This is a genomic window from Vibrio sp. S11_S32, from assembly GCF_014694465.1.
Classification (GTDB): domain Bacteria; phylum Pseudomonadota; class Gammaproteobacteria; order Enterobacterales; family Vibrionaceae; genus Vibrio; species Vibrio algicola.
In genome coordinates, this window is sequence record NZ_JAAUWS010000006.1 from 109,095 (window position 1) to 134,777 (window position 25,683).

Here is a 25,683-nt window from a genome sequence, read left to right on the forward strand (position 1 = left end):
CATGATCATCAGCCAGCGAGAAACCTTTGGCCCAATAATGATGGTCAAAACTTACCAACAATCAGAGGAAGTGATTGATTACGTTGTACAGCGCGATCGCCCACTGGCTTTTTATCCATTTAGTAATAATAAAAAGCTTGTTAATCACTATTTAAGTAATGTCCTTTCCGGTGGTGTGTCTGTTAATGACGCCTTATTCCATGTCGGCCAACACGACCTTCCATTTGGTGGGATTGGGGGCAGTGGTATGGGGCATTATCATGGTTATGAAGGCTTCCTGACTTTTTCAAAAATGCGTCCTGTTTTCTATCAAGCCAGCTTTTCTAGCTTAAAATTATTAATGCCTCCATACGGAAAATTTGCTACTCGTACATTGCATTTTATCGCTAAATTTAAGTCTTAATATACTTTTCACTAGAAAGAGAGACCGCAATACTCAGTCTAAAAATAATAAATATATCCAGACAAGGAAAGCAGGATGAGCACACTTACTTACGATTTTGATCAAATTATTATCGGTTCAGGCTTTGGTGGCTCTGTTAGCGCGCTGCGTTTAACCGAAAAAGGCAATCGCGTATTAATCCTCGAAAAAGGAAGACGCCGCAATGACTCTGAATTTGCAGAAACTAACTTAGACGCCAAAAATTATATGTGGATGCCCAAATTAGCTTGGAGAGGTGTTACACAAGTAACCTATACCAGTAAGGTCACCATATTGCATGGTGTGGGTGTAGGTGGGGGTTCTCAGGTATATGCCAATGTGCATTTTATTCCTGAAGATGCGGTATTTCAGTCGCCCGCTTGGTCACGAATTCGTCCCGACTGGAAAGAGCAAATCATGCCTTATTACGGCCTTGCACAACGTATGTTAGGTACGACTCAAAATACTTATACCAACATTGCAGATGATACTTTGCGTCAAGTTGCTAAAGACATGGGCCGAGGGGATTCCTATAAGACAGTATCAACCGGAGTGTTATTTCCACAGCAAGATGGGATTCAAGGTAAACCAGTACCCGACCCTTACTTTAATGGCGATGGCCCTGATCGAAATACCTGCCAAATGTGTGCTAGCTGTGTCATCGGCTGTCGCCATAATGCTAAAAACACCTTAATGAAAAATTATCTTTATTTTGCCGAAAGAAATGGTGCCGAGATCCGGCCAGATAGTGAAGTATTGAAAATTGAAACTATCCATAATAATAAGCCTGAAGATGGTTATCGAATTAGCGTAAAAGACAGCATCAATGGGCGTGAATACACCATTACCACTCGAGGTGTGGTGGTATCGGCTGGCGTGATGGGTACGGTTCCACTACTACTTCGTATGCGCGATAAACTTAAAACTTTACCAAACATTTCTAAGCTCTTAGGCCAGCAGGTTCGTACCAATTCAGAAACGCTCACCACCGCTAATGATATGAAAGCAAAAGTCAGTGACGGCCTCACCATAAGTTCATTTATTTCTGTTGATGAAAATACCAATATGGAGATCAATCGCTTCCGTGAAGGATCTGATGGTACTTGGCTTTTTATCCCTTACGTACCAATGGTCACTGGCGAAGGTATAGCGCGTATTGGTAAATTCGTACTTAATACTTTATTACACCCGATTAAAACCGTAAAAGTATTACGCCCTAAAGGAAAAGCTGCGGGTTCATTAGTCTTTTTAGTGATGCAGAAATCCGAATCCTTTATACATTTTGAATGGCGTCGTAAATGGTATCGCTTGTTTAGAAAGGATATTTCTGCTGTGCAAAATGCCGATGATATCCCCCTAAAAGTATCTTTTCCTGCAGCAGAGGAAGCCACCCGACGCTTTGCTAAGAAGTTAGAAGGTGAACCTGGGTCTGCTTTAACTGAAATTATCACCGGAGCACCAATGACGGCTCATATCATGGGCGGGGTTTCGATGGGGAAAAATAACCTCGAAGGTGTGGTCGATGAAAGTGGTGAAGTCTTTGGCTATCCAAACTTAAGAGTGATTGATGGTTCAATCATCCCTGGCAACCTTGGGGTTAATCCATCATTAACCATTACCGCATTAGCTGAATACGCGATGAGTAAAGTAGCCATATTTGATCATGATAAAGCAGCAAGCATCAAGCCAGTGCTATTTTCTAAACCATTAGAGGGACAAGTATCTGAACTCACTGGCAACGGGGATCTGGTCGCAATGTTAAAGCCGCAATAATATGGCTAACCAGATGATTTTATAGTGACTAGGTTGCAATTAATGCCTAATGAAACCTAAACGCCACAGACTTAACATCTGTGGCGTTTGTTATTTTTAGCTTAATGTCTTTTGAGTGCTATTAAACCTACCCTTTCACCCCGCCCGCGGTTAAGCCGCCGACTAAGAACTTCTGCGCTGCTAAGAACACGATGGTAATAGGTAAGGCTGATAACACAGCGGCGGCGGCAAAGTCGCCCCATAGATAGTTTTGTGGGTATAGGTATTGCTGCATGCCGACCGCTAAGGTGTAGGAGTTCACATCGCGTAATAGCAATGAGGCTACTGGCACTTCGGTAACGGCAGCAATGAATGACAAGATAAACACCACCGCAAGAATTGGCACTGATAATGGCAACAACACTAAGCGGAAGGCTTGCCATGGGGTGGCGCCATCGAGTGCGGCCGCTTCTTCTAGTGAGTTATCAATCGATTCAAAATAGCCTTTGATTGTCCATACATGCAGTGCGATCCCGCCCATGTAAGCAAACACCACACCACCGTGAGTATTCAAGCCTAGGAATGGAACATAAGTGCCTAAACGGTCGAACAAAGCGTATAAAGCCACCAGCGCAAGAACAGCTGGGAACATTTGGAAAATCAACATTGAGCGAAGGATCAAGGTTTTGCCTTTAAACTTCATACGGGCAAAAGCATAAGCACAAGTGGTTGATAGTGTCACGATGCCAATCGCAGTTAAACCCGCCACTTTAACCGAGTTCCATAGCCATAATAAAACCGGGAACGGCGGTTTGGTTACGCTGCCATCGGCATGCACCACATCAAATCCAAGCGCCAGTTTCCAGTGCTCGAGTGATGGGTTGCGTGGGATCAAATCCCCTGCGGCGTAGTTACCTTCGCGGAAAGATATTGCGATCACCATTAATAACGGGAACATCATCACCGCCAAGAAAAGCCACATGCCGACATGCGTTGCCCACAAACGATATTTCAATGATTTTGGTTGAACCATAGCCATAGTCAGTACTCCCTATTCTGTTTCTAGCTTGGTGAATTTCATGTTCAGCAGTGACAAGCCGCCAACCAATACGAAGATCAATGTTGCGATTGCGCCTGCGAGACCAAAGTCTTGACCGCCCGCCCCTTCAAAGGCAATACGATAGGTGTAACTCACCAGCAAATCGGTGTGACCGGCCGGAACCGTGGTGCCTATCATGTCTGGTGCACCGTTGGTTAATAATTGGATTAAGACAAAGTTGTTAAAGTTAAACGCAAAGCTGGCAATTAATAGTGGCACCATAGGTTTTACTAATAATGGCAAGGTGATTTTAAAGAAGTTATCAATTGGACCTGCGCCATCCATTGCTGAGGCTTCATACAAATCATCGGGGATCGCTTTAAGCATACCCATAGCTAGGATCATCATGTACGGATAGCCGAGCCAAGTATTGACGATAATGATCATGGTTTTAGCCAATGTCGGGTCGGTAAACCATGCCGGGCTTAAGCCAAATAGTCCTTGCAGTAACTGGTTGATCTCACCAAAGCTTTGGTTAAATAAGCCTTTAAAAATCAAGATGGAAATAAAGGCTGGCACCGCATAAGGCAAGATTAATAATACTCGGTATAAGCCGCGTCCTTTTAACGCTTCCCAAGAAACGATTTGCGCCAAGATCACACCAAAAGCAAGGGTTAATGCCACTGTGATGGCCGAGAACAATACTGTCCATACAAAGATTTTAAAGAACGGTCCTTGAATGCCTGGGTCACTAAAGATGCGGGTAAAGTTATCAAAACCGATATTAACAATGAATCCTGGCGTGATTGGCTTGCCAATAAAAGCGCCATCAGTATCGACCGTTTGGTAGTAGCCAATCTCGTAATTTGGTTTTAATACCTGTTCAGTTTTGTTGTTGACCAAGCTTTCGCCGTCGCTATCTAAGGTATAAAGCGGCTTTACTTGAGCAAATTTACGCAGACCCGACATTTTAAGCTCAGTGCCATTTGGTGTTTCAACCACAAGCTCGCTTAATAGATTACGGTTTTTAATGACGGCTTTTAACGGTGCTTTTTTACCGGTTAATGCATCTGACGGTAACAATGCAATGTGTCCAGCCGGTTGATTAGCCGTGGCCTTAGTTAACGACTTTTTCGTTAATGAGCGCGGCGCAGAAACCAGCCAAGTGTCACCTTGTTTTAAAGCAATGGAATAAAGGTCGTCGTGTTGACGCAATTCAAACGAATAACTGTCGCCACTTTGAAAGGTTTGATCCATTAACACGCTTTGCGCGCGCTCAAAACTTAATTGATTAGCGCCGCTATAGTTGGTAAACGCTAAGCCAATGGTATAAATCAGAGGGAAAATGATGAATAAGATCATTCCCGCCACACCTGGGTAAATATAACGGTGGGCATAGGTGCGCTTGCGGGCAAAAACATAGACACCCAAAGACGCTAAAACTAAGGTTAAAAGTGCAAAAGCAAATTCACCGCGTGAGTACATTAAAACGATCGCGTAACCATTAAGTAAGGTCACAATCGATAAGGCTGCCGTTTTTACCCAATTCGCCTTGATCCAAGACTGGGCAGCAGAATCTGAAATATGAGAGGGATGAGATGACACAAGATTTGAAGACATAATAGATTCCATTACCATATCGCATAATCAAAACAAAAGTTTTGAAAACACGTCAGCTTTTGAAACTGCAAAGAGGTTGAAAAGTCACTTCAAGCTCCATTCAAAGGCATCGATAAACTCAATCAAAGCTTTACCGTTACATAAGAAAGCAAAGAGATAAATGAGAAGGAAGCGATAAACTTACCCCTTCCTTCTCGCCACCGGTTATACAATCGGTGGAAGACGAACGATTATTTCGTCATACGAGCCGCAACGGTATCAAGCGCTTCTTTTACCGATTGACGACCATTAACCACATTGCCAATCGCCGCTTTTTCTGCGTACCAGAATGCTGACATTTGAGAAATATTTGGCATAACTTCACCGTTCTGAGCATTTGCCATTGTGGCGGCTATACGTGGATCTTTCGCCAGCTCAGCTTGGTATGAGGTTAATGCTACCGCGCCTAGTGGGGTATCATCGTTGATCTCTTTCAAGCCTTTTTTGGTTAGCATGTAGTTTTCGATAAACTCAACCGCCAAGTCTTTGTTAGGGGATGCCGAGCTAATACCCGCTGTTAACACTCCCACAAAAGGTTTCGATGGTTTGCCATTAAACATCGGCAATGTGGTTACGCCGTAGTTAATGCCCGCTTTATCGATGTTAGCCCAAGACCAAGGACCATTAATCGTCATCGCCACTTCGCCTTTGTTAAAGCCAGACTCTGCAATGGTGTAATCCACATCCGGTGACATCACTTTTTGGTCAATCAGACCTTTAAGGAAGGTCATGGCATTGATCGCACCGGCATTATTCACGCCCACATCTTTCGGATTGTATTGACCATCGGCAAACTTAAATGCGTAACCGCCATCAGAGGCAAGAATTGGCCATGTGAAGAAGGGTTCAGAAAGGTTCCACATGATCGCGTGCTTGCCGTCTTTTTGCAGTTTTTTATCTAGCGCAGCAATGTCTTCCCAGTTTTTAGGTGGGGTTTTAATTAAGTCTTTGTTGTAAATAAGCGATAAAGATTCAACCGCCACAGGATAGCCGATGTATTTACCATCGTAAGAAACCGCATCCCAAGTGAAATCAGTGAATTTAGATTTGAATTCAGCCGATGGTTTTACTTCCGCCAATAGACCAGATTTCGCGTAACCGCCGAAACGGTCGTGCGCCCAAAGAACAATATCAGGGCCATCACCGGTTGACGCCAGTTGCGGGAATTTTTCTTCTAACTTATCAGGGTGAGAAACGGTGACTTTAATGCCAGTGTCCGCTTCAAATTGCTTACCCACTTCAGCTAGGCCGTTATAGCCTTTATCGCCGTTGATCCAAATTGTTAGCTGACCTTCCTGTATGGCAGCATGTGCACTCACACCACTTAAGGCTAAGCTACATAAAATGGCAGTTTTGAGGACTTTTTTCATTTCCATGATCCTTTCTATTATTCTATTTGCGGTTACATCACTGTAGGGTCTGTAACACGATGGATACCTTTCTCAGCAAGCGAAATGCTTTACCCTTTTTGACTCGGGTTACGGTATAGCTCAATCTTGCAATAATTAGGAATGGTGAACATCCTCCTAATCTCTACGCCCCCGCGATACAAGATAGAAACTGTGATTTAGATTCACAATTGTTTGCTAATATACCTTAAAACAGCGACTAAACGTGATCGAACGCACGCGTATATGTGGCTATTTAACTCAAAGATGATCTGAATTAAAAAGTGTGACCCATGCACTCCTCCCCCATCATCCACCAAAAATTAATCGCACAAGGATGAGGTGGTTTTCAAACGCTTAGGTAATATGGCTCTCATTGAAGTGATATAAAAAATTAATTAACTTAAACGGCAGCCTCTCATTATCATCTTGCTGCCAAACCAATAAAAACAAAAGGAACCACCATGACCAGTGTAACGCTAAGAAAGGTATGTAAAGCGTACGGTGACAATCTCATTTCTGAAAACGTCGATCTGGATATTCAAGATGGCGAGTTCGTCGTCTTTGTTGGCCCATCCGGTTGCGGTAAGTCAACATTATTGCGCTGCATCGCCGGCTTAGAAGACATCACTTCAGGTGAGTTATTTATTGGCGATAAAAAAATGAACGACGTGCCGCCATCTGAGCGTGGTGTCGGCATGGTATTCCAATCTTATGCGTTATATCCGCACTTAAACTTATTCGACAATATGTCTTTTGGTCTGAAACTGGCTAAGGAAGATAAAGCTAAAATCAAATCGCGCGTTGATCACGCAGCCGATATTTTGCAGCTAGGTCACTTATTAGAGCGCCGTCCAAAAGCCCTTTCAGGTGGTCAGCGTCAACGGGTCGCAATCGGTCGTACTTTAGTGGCGCAACCAGAAGTATTTTTGCTGGATGAGCCGTTATCGAACCTCGATGCTGCCTTGCGTGTCCAAATGCGAATTGAACTAGCCAAACTGCACAAAAAACTTGGTTGCACCATGATTTATGTGACTCATGATCAGGTCGAAGCAATGACCATGGCCGATAAAATCGTGGTATTGGATGGTGGCAGTGTGTCGCAAGTGGGCAAACCATTAGAGTTATACCATTACCCAGAGAACCGTTTTGTGGCTGGCTTTATTGGCTCACCAAAAATGAATTTTATTAACGTTGAGATCAAAGAAGTGGAAGCTGAGCGCGTGAAAGTGGAGCTCGCCAGCCAAGCATCATTTTGGATCCAAGTGGATGGCAGCACCGTGACCCAAGGCTCGCGGATGTCACTTGGCATTCGCCCTGAGCATTTACTGCCCGCCAATGAAGGCGATGTCAGTATTAAAGGCCATGTGCAAGTGGTTGAGAAGTTAGGTAACGAAACTCAAGTCTACCTAAACCTTGATAACGTCGATGCCGATTTTATCTATCGTGAAAACGACACCTTAGATGTCGATTCGGGCGATGAATTCGAAATTGGCATTCCGGCTTACCGTTGTCACTTATTCCACAGCGATGGGCGATCGTGCCGCCGTTTATTTAAAGAGCGTGGTATTTAAACTCCCCGTTTTTCCCTTTTTCATTGTAATGCCTTCGCCCCATTCCATGCTTGGTTTGGGGCTTTTTTTGTTTAATGAGCACAGGCCATTAAGAGCCCCCAAATAAGCCCTTCTGGTTTCGTTGTTGTTTTTTGCCAAGACATTTTTACGTCTATTTAAAGTCTGGGTGTCGCTTATGCCGAGAATCTAGGGTCAACTCAAATTAGCGACAGCTAACACCTTCATATCTGTATCTGTATCTGTATCTGTATCTGTATCTGTATCTGTATCTGTATCTGTAGCTGAAAATCAAACATCGAAAAATCGAAAACCATTCTCCGATGAATAAAGCTGGTAAGGAGTGATTGATATATGAATTTTTCGTGCCGTAGTTTGCATGCCCTTATCTGAATATTTCATGCTTCATGCTTCATGCTTCATGCTTCATGCTTCATGCTTCATGCTTCATGCTTAAAAACCATGCAAATCAACCTTCATCAAGCCAAGAAACACATATTCTTCATCTCATGAGCCAAATCATGTGTTCTGAGGCTTTTAATTCTACTTTAACCACTAACCCTACGAACTAAAACTAGCACAAACCCCATTAATTTCATTATCATCTCAGTAATCTAGCTTCGATCACAAAAGCTTGTTTTCCGTGATAATCCTCCCACCTTTTTCGCTGAATTCCACTAAAAAACCACCCAGATCACAGTCAGTTTAAGTACCGGTTACCCCAAGTGTGATCCCCACACTCCTCCTTTATTTCTACTCCCCCTACACCTCTTATTTAGGAGGATGTTCCGCATGTTCGATTACCGCAAGATAACCCCATCACTGAATGACGAAACCAAAGAAGTCATACGCATTCAGCGAACAGTCAACCCATTGCATACTTATGCTAACGACAGTGTGAGCAGGGTAACGAGAAACAATATAAAGGATTGTAATTATGAAAACGCTTAAGGTTTGTTTAACAGCTGCTGCGGTATCCTCTGCTCTACTTGCGTCTTCCGCGATGGCAGTTGGCGTCGACTTCCATGGTTATATGCGTGCTGGTACTGGCGTAAGTGCCCATGGTGGTGCTAATGAATCGTATGAAAAAAATAAAGTGGGTCGTCTTGGTAACGAAGATGATGTATACGGTGAAATTCAATTAGATACCACGCCAATTAAAGCTGGTGATAGCGCTGAATTTATTGTGAGCTCTATGATTGCGTATGGCTCTGATGGTTCTAACGGCTGGGAATCAGCTCGTGATGACGATGATGGTGCCGATGTTGCATTGGCGCAATTTAACGTACAAGCCAAAGGTTTATTTGAGTTCGATAAGGATGCCACACTTTGGGCCGGTAAGCGTTACTACCAACGTCAAGACATTCATATTACTGACTTCTATTACTGGAATACTTCTGGCGGTGCGGGCGGTGGTATTGAAAACGTCACAGTTGGTCCTGGTAAATTATCATTTGCTTTCATGCGCGATGACAGCCTTGGGGTTGATCTCGATGGCACAGGCAACAATAATCAAAACATCAATGTTAACAATTTTGACCTTCGTTATGCTGGTCTAGGTTTATGGCAAGATGCGAGCTTAGAGTTGGGTGTTAACTATTACATGGTTAATGAATCTGACGAACAAGAAAACTTTAATGTCGATACAGATGACAGTGTCATGTTGACAGCAGTCGTTAGCCAAAATAACTTCTTCGGCGGCTTTAACAAAACCGTATTCCAATTTGGTACTAACGGCGCTGCATCAGGAATGGCTGGGCTAGGTTCAGGTAGCTGGGTTCCTGCTGTCACCGATGGCGATACTGGTTTCCGCGTGATTAACTTTGGTGTGATTGATATGGGTTCTAGCTGGAATCTTGGTCACCAAGTGATGTATGCACAAAGCTCTTACGATAATAGTAATAAAGACGACCATACTTTTGCCAACATTGTTGTGCGCCCAATCTATAACTGGTCTGAAATTATGAAAACTGAATTTGAAGCCGGTTACTTCACTGAAGATAACGCATGGGGCAGCAAAGGGGCTGATAATGAAGGTGCTAAGTTTACTGTTGCGCAAGCATGGTCTGCTGGATCTGGATTCTGGGCTCGTCCGGAAATTCGCGTCTACGCATCGTATGTAGATGACTTTAAAAATGACAATCGCTTCGGTGGGGATGAATCTTCTGAAGTATCCGTTGGTATCCAAGCAGAAGCATGGTGGTAAGCCACTCTGTTTAACATAAAAATTAACGCCGGCACGTTGCTGGCGTTATCTGTTTTTCAATAGGTAGGTTTACCTATACCTTTAATTTAAGGGGCATTATGTCTGTATTCACAGCAAACCAAGCAACACCTCAAGCTGATGTGATTTTACATGCCTTTGATTGGTCATATAACAAGATCGCCGCTGAAGCAGAGCGTATCGCGCAATTAGGTTACCAATCGATTTTAATATCACCTCCAATGAAATCACCGGATGAAGATAAATGGTGGATGCGTTACCAACCACAAGACTACCGAGTGATCGACAATCCATTAGGCAATACTCTTGATTTTATTGCCATGTTGGATGCATTAAAGCAACAACAGATAAAAATTTATGTCGATGTGGTGTTTAATCACATGGCCAACGAAGCCTATTGTCGTGATGACTTAAATTATCCAAACCAGACAATTATGGCGCAATATCAAAACCAAGCAGAACATTACGCCACACTTCGTTTATTTGGCGATCTCTCGCAGCCGTTATTTACTTCAAACGATTTTGAACCCGCTTTCCCAATCAAAAACTGGCTAGATGCCAAAGAAGTGCAAACCGGCCGATTAAGTGGCAGTGACACAGATCCAGGGCTTCCTACACTGGCGCCAACGGATAATGTGGTTGAGCAACAACAAAGCTATATCAAAGCACTGAAAGCGTTAGGCGTGAATGGATTTCGAATTGATGCAGCAAAACACTTATCTGCCGCACATATTGAAAAAGTCTGGACTGAAGATATTTGTGCCGATGTGCGAATTTTTGGTGAGATCATTACCGATGGTGGCGTGGGCAAAGCTGAATACGAAACCTTTTTACAGCCGTTTGTCGAGCAGACGCCATTCGATGCTTATGATTTTCCACTCTTCCATTCTATGTTGAATGTGTTTGAGCATAACGTGAGTATGAAGTCTTTATTATCGGTTGCTGAAAATGGTCAGTGTTTAGATCCAAATCGTGCGATCACGTTTGTCGTAACGCATGACATTCCTAATAATGATGTTTTCCGTAATCAGCTGATGTCGGCTGGGCATGAGCAGTTAGCTTATTGTTATTTACTCGGTTGTTGTGATGGTTCGCCGTTGATTTATACCGATCTCAACACCAGTAATGATGTCGATGCTCTCGGTCATCCCCGCTGGATGAAAAGTTGGCATGATAATAGTCTGACCAAAATGATCGCGTTCCATAAACAAGTACATGGTGAACCGATTCACGTCTTAGCCTGTGGTAATGAACTGTTGGTGCTGTTGCGTGGCAGTATTGAGCACCCAAAAGGGATTGTAGCGATCAATAAGGGGAATGAAGAGTTCCAAGTGAATTTACCTGCCGCGCAATACAACGTGTTGCTCGGGGGGGATGATCTTCTTTCTCAACATAGCTTAACCATCCCGGCACAATCTGGACTGATGTTAATGGCTGACTAAACGAAAAGCTATCAATTCGATATAAACAATGCCACTGCGTGATCGTAGTGGCATGTTTTTGCTGGATGAAGATAAACGAATTGCTTATTTTGCCGCGATCTTCTGCACCGCTTTATGCAATACCGAGGTATCCATACGGTTATCACCGGCTTTAGCAAGTTCGACGTAATTATCAAAGGTTTGCTGAGTATGCGCTAAGTTCAAGCCGTGTTTTTTGGCTTCATCTAAGCTAAAACCTAAATCTTTGATCATCCAATCAATGGCAAAACCAAAATCGTATTGATCTTTGGCCATGGTGCTGGCGCGATTTTCCATCTGCCATGAACCTGCGGCGCCATTTTTCAAACAATCGACTAAGTTTTCAATATCTAAGCCTGATTTTTGAGCCAGTAATAAGCCTTCAGACAATCCGCGTAATGCGCCAGCAATACAAATTTGATTGACCATTTTAGCCCGCTGACCTTGACCGACTTCGCCCATCAATACCGATGACTTACCATAAGCTTTAAATACCGGTTGAAGCTTGTCGAATAACGCCTGCTCGCCACCACACATAATGGTCAATACGCCGTTTTCAGCGCCACTTTGACCGCCAGATACTGGTGCGTCCATAAATTCAATATTCAAGGCTTGAGCCGCTTGTAAGAGCTCTTGTGCCAAGGTTGCCGATGTGGTGGTGTGATCCACTAAAATCGCGCCCGTTTTCATAAAACCTAACGCACCGGTTTGGCTGGTGGTCATACTGCGCACGTCATCATCATTACCGACACAAAGCAAAACCACATCCGCGTCTTTCACGCACTCTTCAACAGTGGTGGCAGCTATACCTGAATAGTGGCTCGTCCAATCTTGCGCTTTGCTATGAGTACGGTTAAAAACGCTAACTTCAAATCCGGCTTGCGCTAAATGCCCAGCCATTGGAAAACCCATAACCCCTAAACCGAGAAAACTAACCTTCATCGTGACTCCCTTCTTCAAATCAAAAAATAATACCGTTTAAATAAAAACACCGAGCGCATTAAGCGCTCGGTGTTGAAATGTTTATTTGTTATTACCAGCCAAGCAATGCTTACTCTTCTTCAAGCTCTGCATTGTGGTAAACCTGCTGCACATCATCACAATCGTCTAGCATGTCTAAAAACTTCTGGAATTTAACCGCATCTTCGCCGGTAACTGGCGTATGGTTTTGTGGCACAAAAGTGATTTCTTCGACATCAACCACAAGATCTGGATATTCTTCTGCTAACGCTGTTTTCGCTTTAAAGAATTCAGTATGCGGGGTAAAAACAGTGATCACACCATCTTCTAATTCGATGTCGGTAACATCAACATCCGCCATCATTAGCGCTTCTAATACTGCTTCTTCATCTTCGCCAGCAAATTGGAACACCGCTTGATGGTCAAACATGTGAGCAACCGTGCCTGGGCTACCAATTTTTGCACCGGTTTTCACGAAGCATTGACGAACGTCTTGGAATGTACGGTTGCCGTTATCGGTTAGGCAATCAACGATAACGCTAGCGCCACCAGGAGCAAAACCTTCGTAACGTGCAGGTTGGAAATCTTCACCGCCGCCGCCAGTGGCTTTGTCTAATGCTTTTTCAATTACATGCGCTGGAACGTTGTCTTTCTTCGCTTTAGAAATAAGATGCTTAAGCGATAAATTCATATCAGGATCAGCGCCACCATTTTTTGCGGCAACGTAAATCTCTTTACCGTATTTTGAATAAACTTTAATTTTTGCGCCTGCAGTTTTTGCCATTGAGGCCTTGCGCACTTCAAAACTTCTTCCCATGGGTATCTTCTCTCTGATTTTATTTTATGCTGAATGTTACCATAACAATGACTCTATTCTTATGGTCTCAGATCACGGTTGGCCTTCATTGTTAGTCAGACTGTCTTTATGCGACGCCCATGATCCGTTTGTATTTTTGAATTGCTTGTTCGAAAAAAACACGCTCATCAGGGTCTCGGATTTTTTCCGCTTCGTTAAATAACAATTCGGGTCCTGCTTTCGCCTGCTTTAATTGCCAAACAAAATAGGAAGCTTGTTTATCTAACTCGATCTTATTTTTCTCCGCTGGTGGCAGCAAAGATAAATTAATAGACATGAGACGACCTTTATGTGCGATTTTAAGAGCGGGAAATATAGCATAGCTAAAGGGGAAAGATAAAAAATATTACCAAGTTTACAGTGTAAATCGAACAAACAGGACGAATGATTCGCCCTGTTTTAAGTCAACACTCTTTACTGCTGCTTTTTACAGCGCTTGAATTCAAAGACTAAAGAGATAACGCCTGATTAATGGATCAAACCGAGTTCTCTCGCCTCTTCTAAAGTTAATCCGCTTTCACGAATTTCTTGTAATGTTTCAATCCGACGTCTAGCCTCTGCGTTTTTCATTTGTTTAGAATTTGCTTGGGCCACCGATTCATCTTTTTTAGTCCAAGATGTGGTAATGCCTGTCATGTCATCATGATCTATTGAATTAATCGACATAAGTACCTCCAGAAAACCATGTATAAACTAAGTTGGATATTAAGCAAAAAATGGCTAAGTTGTTAAGTGAATAATGTGTAGATTGTGATTCCAATCAGACTTCACTAACAACATTATTAATGCGGAAAAGAATTGCTGTTCTTCTGCTTAAACTGGGTGTAGCGTCAATATGATCACGCCAAGTAAAATCGACCTAACCCCGTTAGCTACCGCCCCAATTCATTATATATTTACAGTATAGACAATAATCCTCGAAAGCATGATCAAGGGATCATTTACCTAAACACATCCTTGATCATGCTTTCATAAAAAAGCCCAAAGATTTGATCTTTGGGCTTTTTTTAATTCAGACTGGTTATAAGATTAGCGATAGATTAGATAAAAATCAGCTATCGGCAGCCATTTCATTTAAGGCTCTGAGCACAGTTTCATCTAAGTGACCTTCGAAGACTTGTTTACATACTTTACGTCTTACCGCTAATCCTGCAATGACACGTTCTATCGACAAATGCTTATCTTTGGACTCTTGGTTAAACAACTCGACGGTTTTGCTTAATGTTTCGTATGGCACCACCGTTTCACCCACGCGTAACCAATCGAGCTTATCAATCAACTCATCGCACTCTTCTTTAATTGAAGCATACGGATGCCCCGTCATGGCAGATAACGCGGTTAAACTGCGTTCTAGCGCTTGTGGCGAGGTATATTTAGACAAGGTAATGATCAATTCATCAGCGTTGATCTCAACTAAGTGTTTTTTCTGTTTCACTCGACGACCTAAACGACCACGCGGTGAAGGGGCTTTACGTTGGATCGGTTCGAATTCGCCATCAATGATCTCGGCTAATTCTTGTAATTTTTGCTTAGATACTAGCTCATTACGCAGCGGGTTTGGTAGCGTTGGCGCCATATTACGCTTGCCGGCATTGGTGGTACGAGCACGTGAAAAGCGCAATACTTCTTCGGCATCACAACGAATATCAATTTGATAATCGAGCACTTTGCCTTTTTCCATAATGTTGCTGATCGTAAGATGGTAACCCCAAAGATTAACAACAAAAAGATCATCGGTTTGCTTGCCTTCAGATAGCTTTCTTAATTCACGGATCAGATCCATCGAGAATCGACGCCATTCGATGTTTCTCGCCAGTTTCTGATTGATCTCACTTAGGAGCATTGATTCGGTTAAACGGCGTACTAGACGGCTTCTGAAGAACGTATACAGCTGAAACACTAAGGTGTGTTGCTTCAAGATCTCTGGTGGGAATAAGAAAAAGTAATCTTTGGTTAATAATTCTTCAAAAAATGACGGTTCCCATACCAAAATATACAAATTAGGTTTGATCCGGATCTCACCGGCTGAATTTTCAGTTGGCGCTTCATCGGAAGCAGTGATAGTGCGGGCAATAAAGCGAAAACGATCACTTTTAAACCCTTCCGGCATGTTTTCACTAAGCCAACGTCCGGTTAATTCATGCAATTGAAAATCGGTAAACTCGATACGATCAATACTGTCACGGATTGAATCACGAGCTGGGCCACTGTCTTTTTTCCCGCGTAGAGATAAAATATCCGTGATATATAAAGGGGTTTTATTCGGCATTTGTTTGGCATCAACATGAAAATCATCTTGGTGGTGTTGATGATACTGAACCGTTAAGGTAAATAACGCGAACAGGGTCATTTGATCATCGACCGTCATAATATTTTTGGATGATCTTGTTTCAATGATTGCTCGAGTGCCAGAAATAGAAACCATTGATTTTTGGTAGCTTTTTCTGGTTCTTGGTGGCGCTAATGCTTGATCTATGATCCCTGCCCAATTAGTTGGCGAAACTACAAATTGATCGGCTTCGTTTCGCATAGCTGGTGGGGTAAACAATCCGTGATCGTTAAGTAATTGTCGGTTAACTTGTGTTTGAGCCAACGCTTTAGAACGTTTTTGATTCTCAGTTTTTCTGGTTGATTCCGTTTTTAAACTGGTTGATCCTAATACCGAGATTAACTGATTTGGATTGACAAAGTTATGCAGCATGGTCTTGCCAGCTAGCCCTTCTTCAAAACGAACTGGAATTTGATGAAATAATCCGATTGATACCGCGGCACGTAAACGTTGCTGGATTGCGGCTCGAGTCAGCTGCCCATCGGTTGCTTCAATAAGCTCGGTTGTCGATACAAAGCCATCTTTACTGGAAAGTCCGCGTAAAGAAATAAGATTAAGTAGCTCGATAATACTGCGGGTTACCCCTTTAAAATGTTGGTATTGTTCGATCCAGTCAATCACTTGTTCTGAGATCTTAAATAAATGACCATCTTTGTGGGTTCGAGGTAATTGAATTAAGATCTTTTCTTGGCTAGCCATAACAATTCCATTTCGCATTTATCGTAAGGTGTACATAGTTCCAAGAGAATAAAGAAAAAAGATCCAAAAAGAAAGAAAAAAATGATCTTGATTTATATAACTGATCTTTTGTTTATATGATCTATATTGGTTATATGATCTAATGATCTGGCTGGTAATTCCCCTTTAAGTAACTGTATATAAATAAGTTATTTTTTTACCTTTGGGAAGCATGATCATAAAGGCTTAAGACGCATGATCAAAGTAAGATCGGAAGGATGATCAATTTTGATAAGAAGCATGATCAGGATATTTCCTAAAGCATGATCATTGAGAAAGCGAAACAATGATCAATCAAAATAGACATGTTATCCACAGATATTTTATCTCAATGTGCATATTATTCTGCTGATAACGAATATGAGCATGCGACGGAAGCCTTTTTAATTCATTTTTCGCTAATTCTTTACTTTTAGGAACGATGATCAAGTTGAATACTGGCTACTTGCTAAGTTTTCAATGTTAAATGCACTTTTCAAAATGACATACATCGTAATCTAGATAAGGCTTTGTATGCTTCCATAGCAAATAAACGCTTGATCATTGATCCGTAATCTTGGTCTTTGGATCTCATTGCATATTCACCAGCCTTCCTTGATCATTGTTCTAAGAGCGCCCAAATTGATGCTTTGCTGTGGTCCAGAAGCATGATCAAGTAGATACAGCATAAGAATTTTTTTCTTTATTTCTCTCTTGATCATCGTTCCGTGATTTTATCGGTTTTTAATGATGGATGTAGGAACAAAACTAGAAAGAAGAGTGGAAAAAAATCCAACCTCTTGAGCTATTTTTGTAAAAATCATCATTTAAGTATGTGGTGTGATGATTGATCTTATCCGAATGATCACTTTATTGGAGGGCATTCTTGGCTCTATAAGCGTATTTAGTTAGTATTTCAACGAAGAAATTAAATTGAAATAGCACTGACAGTAAAATAGTGACTCACTATAATCGTTCCGCAAAAAACGATTAGATATTAAGAAGATTCAAACTTAACTTACCGATTGACTTGATATCTCACTGAAAATATCAATCTTTGTAAGTTAATGCTATTTACATTGTAAATAGGTTACGTGGTAACACTTTTAATCTGTTGGAAATAGTAAGGTGTTTTACACAATAAAAAAGATCAAAATAAGCATGATTTTGACCAAATGGTTTGTTTTATCTCTCATTTACGCCATTTCAATGAAAACAAACAAATAAATATATGTTCAGCTTATTGTTGTTTTTACTGTTTTCGTTGTACAATCAGGACCTAGATAAAATGATGGGATCACTGATGAAAAGAGAACAGACAATAAAAAATCTGGAGCGTTTAGCTGAACTGACCAAACAAGTTCAAGCCGATCGTATCCAATTGGTTTTAGAAGAACGCAAGGAAGAACATTTTCCACCGATGTCGAAAGCATTAATGGAAACTCGTTCTGGTCTAACTCGTCGAAAATTGGATGAAGCAATTGGCAAAATGGAAGCCGGTGGTCATCAGTTTACCAAAAATAACGCCAATCATTATTCGATCACATTGAGTGAAGCTCATCAATTAATGGATGCGGCTGGTGCGCCAATGTTCCATCAATTGAAAAAAAACACTTCCAATAAACCATGGGTAGTGAACGTACAAAACCAAAAAGGCGGTACCGGAAAATCCATGTCGGCGGTGCATATTGCGGCATGTTTAGCGCTTAATTTAGAAAAGCGCTATCGAATTTGTTTGATTGATTTAGATCCACAAGGCTCTTTACGTTTATTTTTGAATCCACAAATTAGTGGCGAAGAACGTGAAGATATTTATTCTGCTGTTGATGTGATGCTGGATAATCTGCCTGATGATAAACAAATTGATGCTGAATTTATGCGTAAAAACGTATTAATGCCGACTCAATACCCAAATTTGAAAACCATTTCAGCTTTCCCTGAAGATGCGATGTTTAATGCTGAGGCATGGCAAGATCTTTCTCAGAATCAATCTCTTGATATCGTAAAGCTATTAAAAGAAAAGCTGATTGATAAAATTGCCGATGATTTCGATATCATTATGATGGACACCGGTCCTCATGTTGATCCACTGGTTTGGAATGCAATGTACGCCTCAAATGCACTATTGATCCCTTGTGCGGCTAAGCGATTAGACTGGGCTTCAACGGTGAATTTCTTCCAGCATTTGCCTACAGTGTATGAAATGTTCCCTGAAGATTGGCAAGGTTTAGAATTTATTCGTTTAATGCCGACTATGTTTGAAGATGATAACAAGAAACAAGTCTCGGTTTTAACTGAAATGAATTACTTATTAGCTGAGCAAGTGATGATGGCGACGATCCCAAGAAGTCGCGCATTTGAAACCTGCGCCGATACTTACAGCACCGTATTTGATTTAACCGCCAGTGATTTTGAAGGTGGTAAAAAAACCTTAGCTGTAGCGCAAGATGCAGTACAAAAAAGTGCACTAGAACTTGAACGAGTGATGCATAGTCACTGGGCATCATTAAACCGAGGGGATGAATAATGGCGATCAAAACGTCTGAATTAAACGCAAAATTGTTTGGTAAAAGTAATAAACGCCGCGCTTCCACTCCGATTGAAGCTCAAGCTGCCGCCAAAGATAAAGCACAAGTGATCGAACTTGCGATTGCGGGCAAAGCGTTAGTCTCATTTGAACTTATGTCTATTCCAGCGGTAGAGATCAAAGATCAAACTTTAGTCTTTGCTCAGAATTCGCGTGAACAATCTTTCTTAAATGAGCATGCTTTATCGGATATTTTATCGACCTTAAAAGAGCGTGGTCAACAATACCCTGCTGTCGGTCGTCGTAATAAAAATGGTAAAATTGAAGTGCTTGACGGTAGTCGTCGTCGAATGTCGTGTATTTTGGCACAAAAAGACTTCTTAATTTACGTCGCGGACGAGATTGAAACCGAAGACGCTAAGTTTTTATCCGATGTGGCCAATGCTCATAAACCATTGTCATTATATGAACGTGGTCGTGAAATGCAGCATAAATTGGATAGTGGTGAAGCGAGCGATCAAAAATCGTTAGCGCAAATCTTTCAGTGCAGCGAAGCACTGGTGAGTGGCGCTTTAAAAGCGGCGGCCTTGCCAATTGAAATATTAACCATTTACCCAAATGTGAGTGATGTTGGCCGCCCAACCATTGTTAAATTGCATAAGTTGTACCATTCGCTGCCACAAAAATCTCAAACGTTATTACTTGAAAAATGTCGTTCGCAACAAGGTGAGATCTGGAAAAGCTCGGATACTCAAGGTGTCGCGCGTTTAACCAAAGACATTTCCAGTCAATTAGAAGCTTGGATAGAAGAACTGGCCCCTACCCCAGCAAAGCAGACTGCGGATAAAGTCGATTTAATCAAAGGTCGTGCAAGCTACAGCCGTAAAGGGTCAAGCTTATCCTTGTCACTTAAAAAAATTGACGATGAAACCATGCAAGCTATTCTTGATTTTGTGCAGACGAAACTCGATTAGTTGCTCGAATAATTAATAATATACCCACCTTGTATAAAGCCGCACTTCATTGTTGAATGTGCGGCTTTTTTTATCGTGGTATGCTTAGCTTATTCAATCATTAACGGTGTGATGCCATGACCGCCCTCGCCTCTTTGCTGCAACTTCAAACTCAATTAATTACTGAACAACATCGTGCTGCGGTGCGGATAATGTTGGAACAATCGGATTCGATCTCACTGATCAAGCAATATTGCCAGCAGTTAGATTTATCGGCTGCTAACATCGCATGGTTTGGTGGGTTCAATGAGTTAGAGGCTCGCTTACCCTGTCAGAACTTTACTTATAAACAAGGTAGCCAAATCTTAGGTCAAGATGTTGATTTATTGATTTTTGATTGTGCTGTTGGGTTTGATGCCAATAGCTTTACTGCCGCGTGCGGGGCATTAAAAGCGGGCGGATTGTTATTGATACTCAATAGTGAACAATTGCCAAGCTCTTATAGCCACACTTGGTTATTGCACTATCTCCAATATTGGCCTGAGATTGACGCGATAGATTCACCGCTTAAATCGGGCGCTTTAATGGATGCTCAACCTAAAGCAGATCAAGTAAAACCACTCTGCGATCAAAATATTAAGCCCAACCGCTTTATTGAAGGTAAAACTCAAGATCAAATCTGTGCTATTGCTGCTATTAAAAAAGTGGTATCTGGTCACCGTAAACGCCCTTTAGTATTAACCGCGCACCGAGGCCGAGGAAAGTCAGCTTGTTTAGGTATGGCCGCGGCGCAATTAATGGCTGAGCAGCAACGAACGATTATTGTCACAGCGCCTTCGATTAAAGCGTTATCCAGTGTGTTTGAACATGCGATTTTGCAATTAGAGCAGCAGCAAGTAGGCCATAACTCGCCAGTAAAAGTGCAGCAACAAACACGCTTATCGTTAATATTAGATAATGGTTCCTGTTTGCAGTTTGTCGCGCCCGATGAGCTGTTATTAACTCTACCTGAGTGCGACTTGTTATTAGTCGATGAAGCAGCTGCCCTGCCGTTAGCGATGTTAAAACGCATGACTCAGCATTATCATCGCATGGTGTTTAGCTCGACGGTACATGGCTATGAAGGCTGTGGCCGAGGGTTCACGCTGAAGTTTATGCAGTGGTTAGTGGAAAACCGCAAAGGTTGGAAGCAACTTGAACTGCAACAGCCTATCCGTTGGCAGCAAGATGATCCGTTAGAGCTGTGGTTGTTTGATGCCTTTTTGTTAGCGTGCGATATGACCCCTGCCCCAACCTCATATTCTGATGTGAAATTAAAACCGATCAATAAATCCCAATTACTGGCGGAGCCTGAATTATTACGTTCGGTTTTTGGGTTATTGGTGAATGCGCATTATCAAACCGCGCCCAATGATTTGTTTCAGTTACTCGATGATGACGCCATGAGTTTATACCTTATTCAATCTCAAGCTTCACTATTGGGTTGTCTGGTGATTAATTTAGAAGGCGGGTTAAGCGATGATTTGGTCACTGCCATTCAGCAAGGAAAACGTCGCCCTAAAGGTCATTTAGTGGCAAGTCATTTAACCAATCATCTTGGGTTAAAAGATGCTGCGCTTCAAACCAGCGCGCGAATTATGCGAATTGCTGTCCATCCTCAATTACAAGGTCAAGGGATAGGTCAACAAGCGTTGAATCTGCTGCAATTACAGTTGATTGATCAAGTGGATTTTATATCGACCAGTTTTGGCGCCACCCCCGAGCTTGTGCGATTTTGGTCGGAGCAATTTAGTTTGGTCAAATTAGGCAGTCACCGAGATCAAGCTAGCGGTTGTTATTCGGCGATAATGGTTGCGCCGCTCTCCTTTGAAGCTCAAGTTTGGATTGAAGGCGCTCATTCTCGTTTTGGTCAACAATTTAAGTTTCTACTCTCTAATCTATTTCAAGCTTTAGAAACCGAAGTGGTGTTTGCTATTTTAACCCAGCAACTATCCAAGCAAGCCAAACTGGATAAATCGGCTTTAATAACTAACTATCTTGCAGGCGGCAATAGTTTTGAATCGGTGTCTTTTGATTTGACCTTTTTTGTATGGCAGCGACTTTGTGGTAACGCGGCAATGATACATACGCCGCATTGGTCATGTTTGATCGCTAAGCTGCTGCAACAACAAACATGGCAACAAGTGAGTGCCAGTAATGCCTTATCTGGACGTAAGGAAACGGAGCAATATATCAAACAACATATCTCTCAACTCTAAATTTACAGTGTAAATTGGTGACTCCATATCTCGCTGTATGCTGATTTACACTGTAAATTCTAATTAATGAGTCATTATATCCATCGATTTACAGTGTAAATTCTACTACTGAGGTCACAGCCTCTACCTCTTTGTAGGTGAATTAACTTTTTCCTGTATCAGATCAACCCATCTTATTTACAAGTTCTTATCATGAGGTGCGAGCCATATCTTATGAAATAGGTTGGCGCTCGACAAAATGTGAATACAAATAAGATTGACCGATGCGCTCTAATTGCAATTGCGGATCGGTCATACAGGAATACAATCATGAAAATAATTATCAATGGTCAAGAATTTGATGTTGCTGGTGAGCAGAATTTATTAAATGCTGCAGAGCAATGTGGTGTCGCAATCCCTTCGCTTTGTGGCAGTAATCAGCATGGTGACAAAATCGCATGTGATTTATGTGTGGTCGAACTTACTGATGGTAAGCAACAACGCGCTTGTGAGCTGGCTGTAACAGAAGGTTTAGCGGTTATTACCGAAACCCCAGCCATTGCCGCGCACCGTAAACAAGCACTACAAAAAATCCTGTCTGACCATTATGCTGATTGTGAAGCGCCGTGTAAGGTGGCTTGTCCAGCAGGCGTCGATATCCAGTCTTATCTGTATCATATTTCACAAAACGATCATCAAAAAGCGATTGAAGTGATCAAACGTACATTGCCAATGCCATTGTCGATTGGCCGCGTGTGTCCGGCATTTTGTGAAACCGAATGCCGGCGCAATATTGTCGATGAACCTGTCGCCATTCGTCAGTTAAAACGCCATGCCGCCGATGCTGATCTGGCAATGCAAGAATCGTATGTTCCTTTTAAAAAACCAGCAAAAGGTAAAAAAGTGGCGGTTGTTGGCAGTGGTCCTGGTGGATTAACTACCGGATATTACTTAACCAATGAAGGTTATGAGGTCACCGTTTTTGATTCGATGCCAAAAGCCGGTGGCTGGTTACGTTATGGCATTCCTGAGTATCGTCTACCCAAAGATATTTTAGATAAGGAAATTGAATTGATGTGTCGTAATGGCATGCAAATTGAATTGAATAAAAAACTGGGTGAAGACTTTAGCTTAACCTCATTAAGTGATGACTATGACGCAGTGTGTTTAGCGGTTGGTGCATCCAAAGCGGTTGAAATGAATTATAGCGGTAGCGAGCTTGAGGGCTGTTACTTAGGTGTCGATTACCTCAAAGATTATGTCATGGACCATAACTTGATTACGGGCAAAAAAGTGGCCGTGATTGGGGGAGGGAATACCGCAATAGATTGTGCTCGTACCGCTGTTCGTGATGGCGCGCAAACTACATTAATCTATCGTCGTACTCGCGCTGAAATGCCAGCAGAAGATTACGAGATCTTAGAAGCGGAACATGAAGGTGTGCAATTTATGATGTTGACCAATCCGGTTGAGAACATCAGTGATAGCAACGGACGTGTATGTCAAGTTAAATTAGAAAAAATGAAACTGGGTGACGCGGATGCCTCGGGGCGTCGACGTCCTGAAGCGACTGGCGAATTCTTTATTCAAGAGTTTGATACTGTGATCGCCGCCGTTTCGCAAAAGCCTGATCTCAGCTTTTTAGATAACGAAAAAATAGAATTACCTTTATCTCGTTGGAATACCGCCGAGGTAGATGAAAACACCATGCATTCCAATACCAACAATGCGATTAATAAGAATATCTTCAGTATTGGCGATTTCCGTCGAGGTCCTGCGACCGCAATAGAAGCTGTCGCCGATGGTCGTGTTGCCGCTGAAGCGATCGACCGATTCTTCCAAGGTACGATGGATGCGATCCCTGTACGTCAATACGACTCAAAGAAAGAATCGTCAGTTAAACACATCGATACTAAGCAATTTGAACACATTCAAAAAGTTGCCAGACAAGTAATGCCAGAATTATCGGCTATGCAACGCGAGGGCAGTTTTGAGGAAGTCGAAACCGGCTTTGCCAATGAAGATGCCATGCGTGAAGCGGCGCGTTGTTTAGAGTGTGGTTGCCAAGCCAATACCGATTGTGCGCTGCGTGACAACGCTACTCAATATGGTGTGCTAGAAGATGAATTAGATAAATCGATGCAGCAAAAGTTTGCCATTGATGACAGCTCTGAATTTATCGTCTTTGATGCTAACCGTTGTATTAGTTGTGGTCAGTGTGTGCAAGCTTGTAATGAAAGTGGTGTGCACGGCGTTTTGAGCTTCTTAAAGGACGATAACGGCATACCAGCTTGTCGACCTGAGCAACGTGCTGGTTTTGGGCAAGATGCTCAAACCAAACAAACTACCTCAATGGGCGATTCAAACTGTGTCCAATGTGGCTTATGTATTCAAGCTTGCCCAACGGGCGCATTAGTGGATGCGCGCGATAAAGCCGAAAGCCGTCTTGATATCTTAACCCCAGTCGATACCATTTGTACTTACTGTGGGGTAGGGTGCAAAGTCACCATGTTTGTCGACCAAGCGAAAAATAAGGTGCGCTATGTGCAAGGTGCCGATTCGCCAGTCAACCAAGGTATGTTATGCGTAAAAGGGCGCTTTGGTTTTGATTTTATTAATAACCATCAACGTTTGACTACGCCATTAATTCGCCGTGATGGGGTGCTGCAACCGGCCTCTTGGGATGAAGCAATTCAACTGGTTGCCGATAAATTTAAAGCGATTAAACAACAACATGGCGCGGATGCCTTAGCCGGCTTCTCTTCTGCCAAAACCACCAATGAAGACAACTACGTATTCCAAAAGTTAGTTCGTCGCGAATTTGGTACCAATAATCTCGATCATTGTGCGCGCCTGTGTCATGCCTCTACGGTAACAGGATTAGAAGCAACACTAGGCAGTGGGGCAATGACCAATGATATTCCAAGTATTGCGCATTCGGATGTAATTTTTATTATCGGAACTGACACCACCTCGGCGCATCCTATTATTGGCTCGCATATTAAACAAGCGGTACGCAAATATGGTGCTCGCTTAGTGGTCGCCGATCCTAAACGTATCGAAATTACCGATCATGCACAATTGTATGTGGCGCAGCGTCCGGGAACCGATGTTATGCTATTAAATGGCATTATGCAGCAAATCTTGCTTAATAATTGGCAAGATGACGAGTTTGTCGCCAATAATACCGAAGGCTTTGATGCACTGAAACAAGAGGTGATGAAGCCAGACTACGCGCTTGATAAGGTTGAACTTGTTACCGGTGTTAAAGCCGAAGACGTGGCTGAAATGGCGCGTTTAATTGGTACCGCGCAACGCACCGCGATTTATTATTCAATGGGGATCACCCAGCACACCACAGGTCACGATAACGTTGTGTCTATCTCTAACTTACAATTATTGTGTGGCAATATTGGGATTGAAGGTGGTGGCATTAATCCATTGCGTGGCCAATCCAATGTTCAAGGATAGGAATTTCAATGTTGATATGATCACGATACATCGAGTTCCTTCCTTATCTTTTCGAGAGAGCTTAGCGATGCAAAGACAGTTGGGTTAGTAAAAAACATTTAAATCGAAGGATTTTTGCG

General features: G+C 42.4%; 16 protein-coding genes and 1 pseudogene. 9 read left to right on the forward strand and 8 right to left on the reverse strand.

The window, feature by feature from the left end; translation table 11 throughout:
• The first annotated feature begins 1 nt into the window (after window position 1).
• Window positions 2-403: an aldehyde dehydrogenase family protein gene (locus HC723_RS17685; protein ID WP_203218754.1), complete on the forward strand. Its 402-nt coding sequence runs from the start codon at window positions 2-4 to the stop codon at window positions 401-403.
• A 75-nt stretch (window positions 404-478) separates the two neighbouring features.
• Entirely contained in the window at window positions 479-2,194 is a 1,716-nt protein-coding gene (locus tag HC723_RS05655; RefSeq protein WP_153448976.1) for a GMC oxidoreductase, read from the forward strand.
• A 127-nt stretch (window positions 2,195-2,321) separates the two neighbouring features.
• On the opposite strand, the gene malG is transcribed toward HC723_RS05655, so the two are convergent.
• The 3 genes from malG to malE all read right to left on the reverse strand — a co-directional run bounded on the left by malG (window position 2,322) and on the right by malE (window position 6,241).
• The gene (gene malG / locus HC723_RS05660) at window positions 2,322-3,212 is read right to left on the reverse strand and encodes a maltose ABC transporter permease MalG (RefSeq protein WP_153448977.1); all 891 of its coding nucleotides are present in this window, start codon (window positions 3,210-3,212) and stop codon (window positions 2,322-2,324) included.
• A 12-nt stretch (window positions 3,213-3,224) separates the two neighbouring features.
• The gene (gene malF / locus HC723_RS05665) at window positions 3,225-4,844 is read right to left on the reverse strand and encodes a maltose ABC transporter permease MalF (RefSeq protein WP_190338471.1); all 1,620 of its coding nucleotides are present in this window, start codon (window positions 4,842-4,844) and stop codon (window positions 3,225-3,227) included.
• A 218-nt stretch (window positions 4,845-5,062) separates the two neighbouring features.
• Window positions 5,063-6,241, reverse strand: a complete 1,179-nt coding sequence (malE, locus tag HC723_RS05670) for a maltose/maltodextrin ABC transporter substrate-binding protein MalE (RefSeq protein ID WP_190338472.1) — start codon at window positions 6,239-6,241, stop codon at window positions 5,063-5,065.
• A 482-nt stretch (window positions 6,242-6,723) separates the two neighbouring features.
• Here malE and malK point away from each other — a divergent pair, with 482 nt between their 5' ends.
• The 3 genes from malK to HC723_RS05685 all read left to right on the forward strand — a co-directional run bounded on the left by malK (window position 6,724) and on the right by HC723_RS05685 (window position 11,496).
• Window positions 6,724-7,833, forward strand: a complete 1,110-nt coding sequence (gene malK / locus HC723_RS05675; protein WP_153448980.1) for a maltose/maltodextrin ABC transporter ATP-binding protein MalK — start codon at window positions 6,724-6,726, stop codon at window positions 7,831-7,833.
• Between the two features lie 934 nt (window positions 7,834-8,767).
• A complete protein-coding gene (gene lamB / locus HC723_RS05680; RefSeq protein ID WP_153448982.1) occupies window positions 8,768-10,036 on the forward strand; it encodes a maltoporin LamB in 1,269 nt (422 codons plus the stop codon).
• Between the two features lie 98 nt (window positions 10,037-10,134).
• The gene (locus HC723_RS05685) at window positions 10,135-11,496 is read left to right on the forward strand and encodes an alpha-amylase family glycosyl hydrolase (protein ID WP_190338473.1); all 1,362 of its coding nucleotides are present in this window, start codon (window positions 10,135-10,137) and stop codon (window positions 11,494-11,496) included.
• A gap of 84 nt (window positions 11,497-11,580) precedes the next feature.
• On the opposite strand, the gene HC723_RS05690 is transcribed toward HC723_RS05685, so the two are convergent.
• From HC723_RS05690 to HC723_RS05710, 5 genes are all read right to left on the reverse strand, one after another.
• A complete protein-coding gene (locus HC723_RS05690) occupies window positions 11,581-12,456 on the reverse strand; it encodes an NAD(P)-dependent oxidoreductase (RefSeq protein WP_190338474.1) in 876 nt (291 codons plus the stop codon).
• A 109-nt stretch (window positions 12,457-12,565) separates the two neighbouring features.
• Window positions 12,566-13,291 carry a YebC/PmpR family DNA-binding transcriptional regulator gene (locus tag HC723_RS05695; protein WP_190338475.1) on the reverse strand — a complete coding sequence of 242 codons (726 nt, stop codon included), beginning with the start codon at window positions 13,289-13,291 and terminating at the stop codon, window positions 12,566-12,568.
• A gap of 106 nt (window positions 13,292-13,397) precedes the next feature.
• Window positions 13,398-13,607: a DUF3283 family protein gene (locus tag HC723_RS05700; protein ID WP_153448985.1), complete on the reverse strand. Its 210-nt coding sequence runs from the start codon at window positions 13,605-13,607 to the stop codon at window positions 13,398-13,400.
• Window positions 13,608-13,798: 191 nt separating this feature from the next.
• Window positions 13,799-13,996: a hypothetical protein gene (locus HC723_RS05705; protein ID WP_153448986.1), complete on the reverse strand. Its 198-nt coding sequence runs from the start codon at window positions 13,994-13,996 to the stop codon at window positions 13,799-13,801.
• Between the two features lie 385 nt (window positions 13,997-14,381).
• Entirely contained in the window at window positions 14,382-16,358 is a 1,977-nt protein-coding gene (locus tag HC723_RS05710) for a replication initiator protein RctB domain-containing protein (protein WP_190338476.1), read from the reverse strand.
• Window positions 16,359-17,679: 1,321 nt separating this feature from the next.
• Between HC723_RS05710 and HC723_RS05715 the strand changes: the two genes are divergently transcribed.
• From HC723_RS05715 to HC723_RS05730, 4 genes and pseudogenes are all read left to right on the forward strand, one after another.
• The gene (locus HC723_RS05715) at window positions 17,680-18,903 is read left to right on the forward strand and encodes an AAA family ATPase (protein ID WP_153448233.1); all 1,224 of its coding nucleotides are present in this window, start codon (window positions 17,680-17,682) and stop codon (window positions 18,901-18,903) included.
• Window positions 18,903-19,877 (forward strand): ParB/RepB/Spo0J family partition protein, encoded by a 975-nt coding sequence (locus tag HC723_RS05720; protein WP_190338477.1) that lies wholly within the window; start codon window positions 18,903-18,905, stop codon window positions 19,875-19,877. Before HC723_RS05715 ends, HC723_RS05720 begins: the two co-directional genes overlap by 1 nt.
• 116 nt (window positions 19,878-19,993) lie before the next feature.
• A complete protein-coding gene (locus HC723_RS05725; protein ID WP_190338478.1) occupies window positions 19,994-22,114 on the forward strand; it encodes a GNAT family N-acetyltransferase in 2,121 nt (706 codons plus the stop codon).
• A 309-nt stretch (window positions 22,115-22,423) separates the two neighbouring features.
• A pseudogene (locus HC723_RS05730) lies at window positions 22,424-25,561 on the forward strand (molybdopterin-dependent oxidoreductase); the annotation flags it as partial.
• Window positions 25,562-25,683 lie beyond the last annotated feature (122 nt).

Coding starts and splice junctions, on each gene's coding strand:
- HC723_RS05685 (WP_190338473.1), top strand. CDS start 10,135: ATGTCTGTATTCACAGCAAACCAAGCAACACCTCAAGCTGATGTGATT.
- HC723_RS17685 (WP_203218754.1), top strand. CDS start 2: ATGATCATCAGCCAGCGAGAAACCTTTGGCCCAATAATGATGGTCAAA.
- malE (WP_190338472.1), bottom strand. CDS start 6,241: ATGAAAAAAGTCCTCAAAACTGCCATTTTATGTAGCTTAGCCTTAAGT.
- malF (WP_190338471.1), bottom strand. CDS start 4,844: ATGGAATCTATTATGTCTTCAAATCTTGTGTCATCTCATCCCTCTCAT.
- HC723_RS05655 (WP_153448976.1), top strand. CDS start 479: ATGAGCACACTTACTTACGATTTTGATCAAATTATTATCGGTTCAGGC.
- HC723_RS05725 (WP_190338478.1), top strand. CDS start 19,994: ATGACCGCCCTCGCCTCTTTGCTGCAACTTCAAACTCAATTAATTACT.
- HC723_RS05710 (WP_190338476.1), bottom strand. CDS start 16,358: ATGGCTAGCCAAGAAAAGATCTTAATTCAATTACCTCGAACCCACAAA.
- lamB (WP_153448982.1), top strand. CDS start 8,768: ATGAAAACGCTTAAGGTTTGTTTAACAGCTGCTGCGGTATCCTCTGCT.
- HC723_RS05715 (WP_153448233.1), top strand. CDS start 17,680: ATGAAAAGAGAACAGACAATAAAAAATCTGGAGCGTTTAGCTGAACTG.
- HC723_RS05690 (WP_190338474.1), bottom strand. CDS start 12,456: ATGAAGGTTAGTTTTCTCGGTTTAGGGGTTATGGGTTTTCCAATGGCT.
- malG (WP_153448977.1), bottom strand. CDS start 3,212: ATGGCTATGGTTCAACCAAAATCATTGAAATATCGTTTGTGGGCAACG.
- HC723_RS05700 (WP_153448985.1), bottom strand. CDS start 13,607: ATGTCTATTAATTTATCTTTGCTGCCACCAGCGGAGAAAAATAAGATC.
- malK (WP_153448980.1), top strand. CDS start 6,724: ATGACCAGTGTAACGCTAAGAAAGGTATGTAAAGCGTACGGTGACAAT.
- HC723_RS05720 (WP_190338477.1), top strand. CDS start 18,903: ATGGCGATCAAAACGTCTGAATTAAACGCAAAATTGTTTGGTAAAAGT.
- HC723_RS05705 (WP_153448986.1), bottom strand. CDS start 13,996: ATGTCGATTAATTCAATAGATCATGATGACATGACAGGCATTACCACA.
- HC723_RS05695 (WP_190338475.1), bottom strand. CDS start 13,291: ATGGGAAGAAGTTTTGAAGTGCGCAAGGCCTCAATGGCAAAAACTGCA.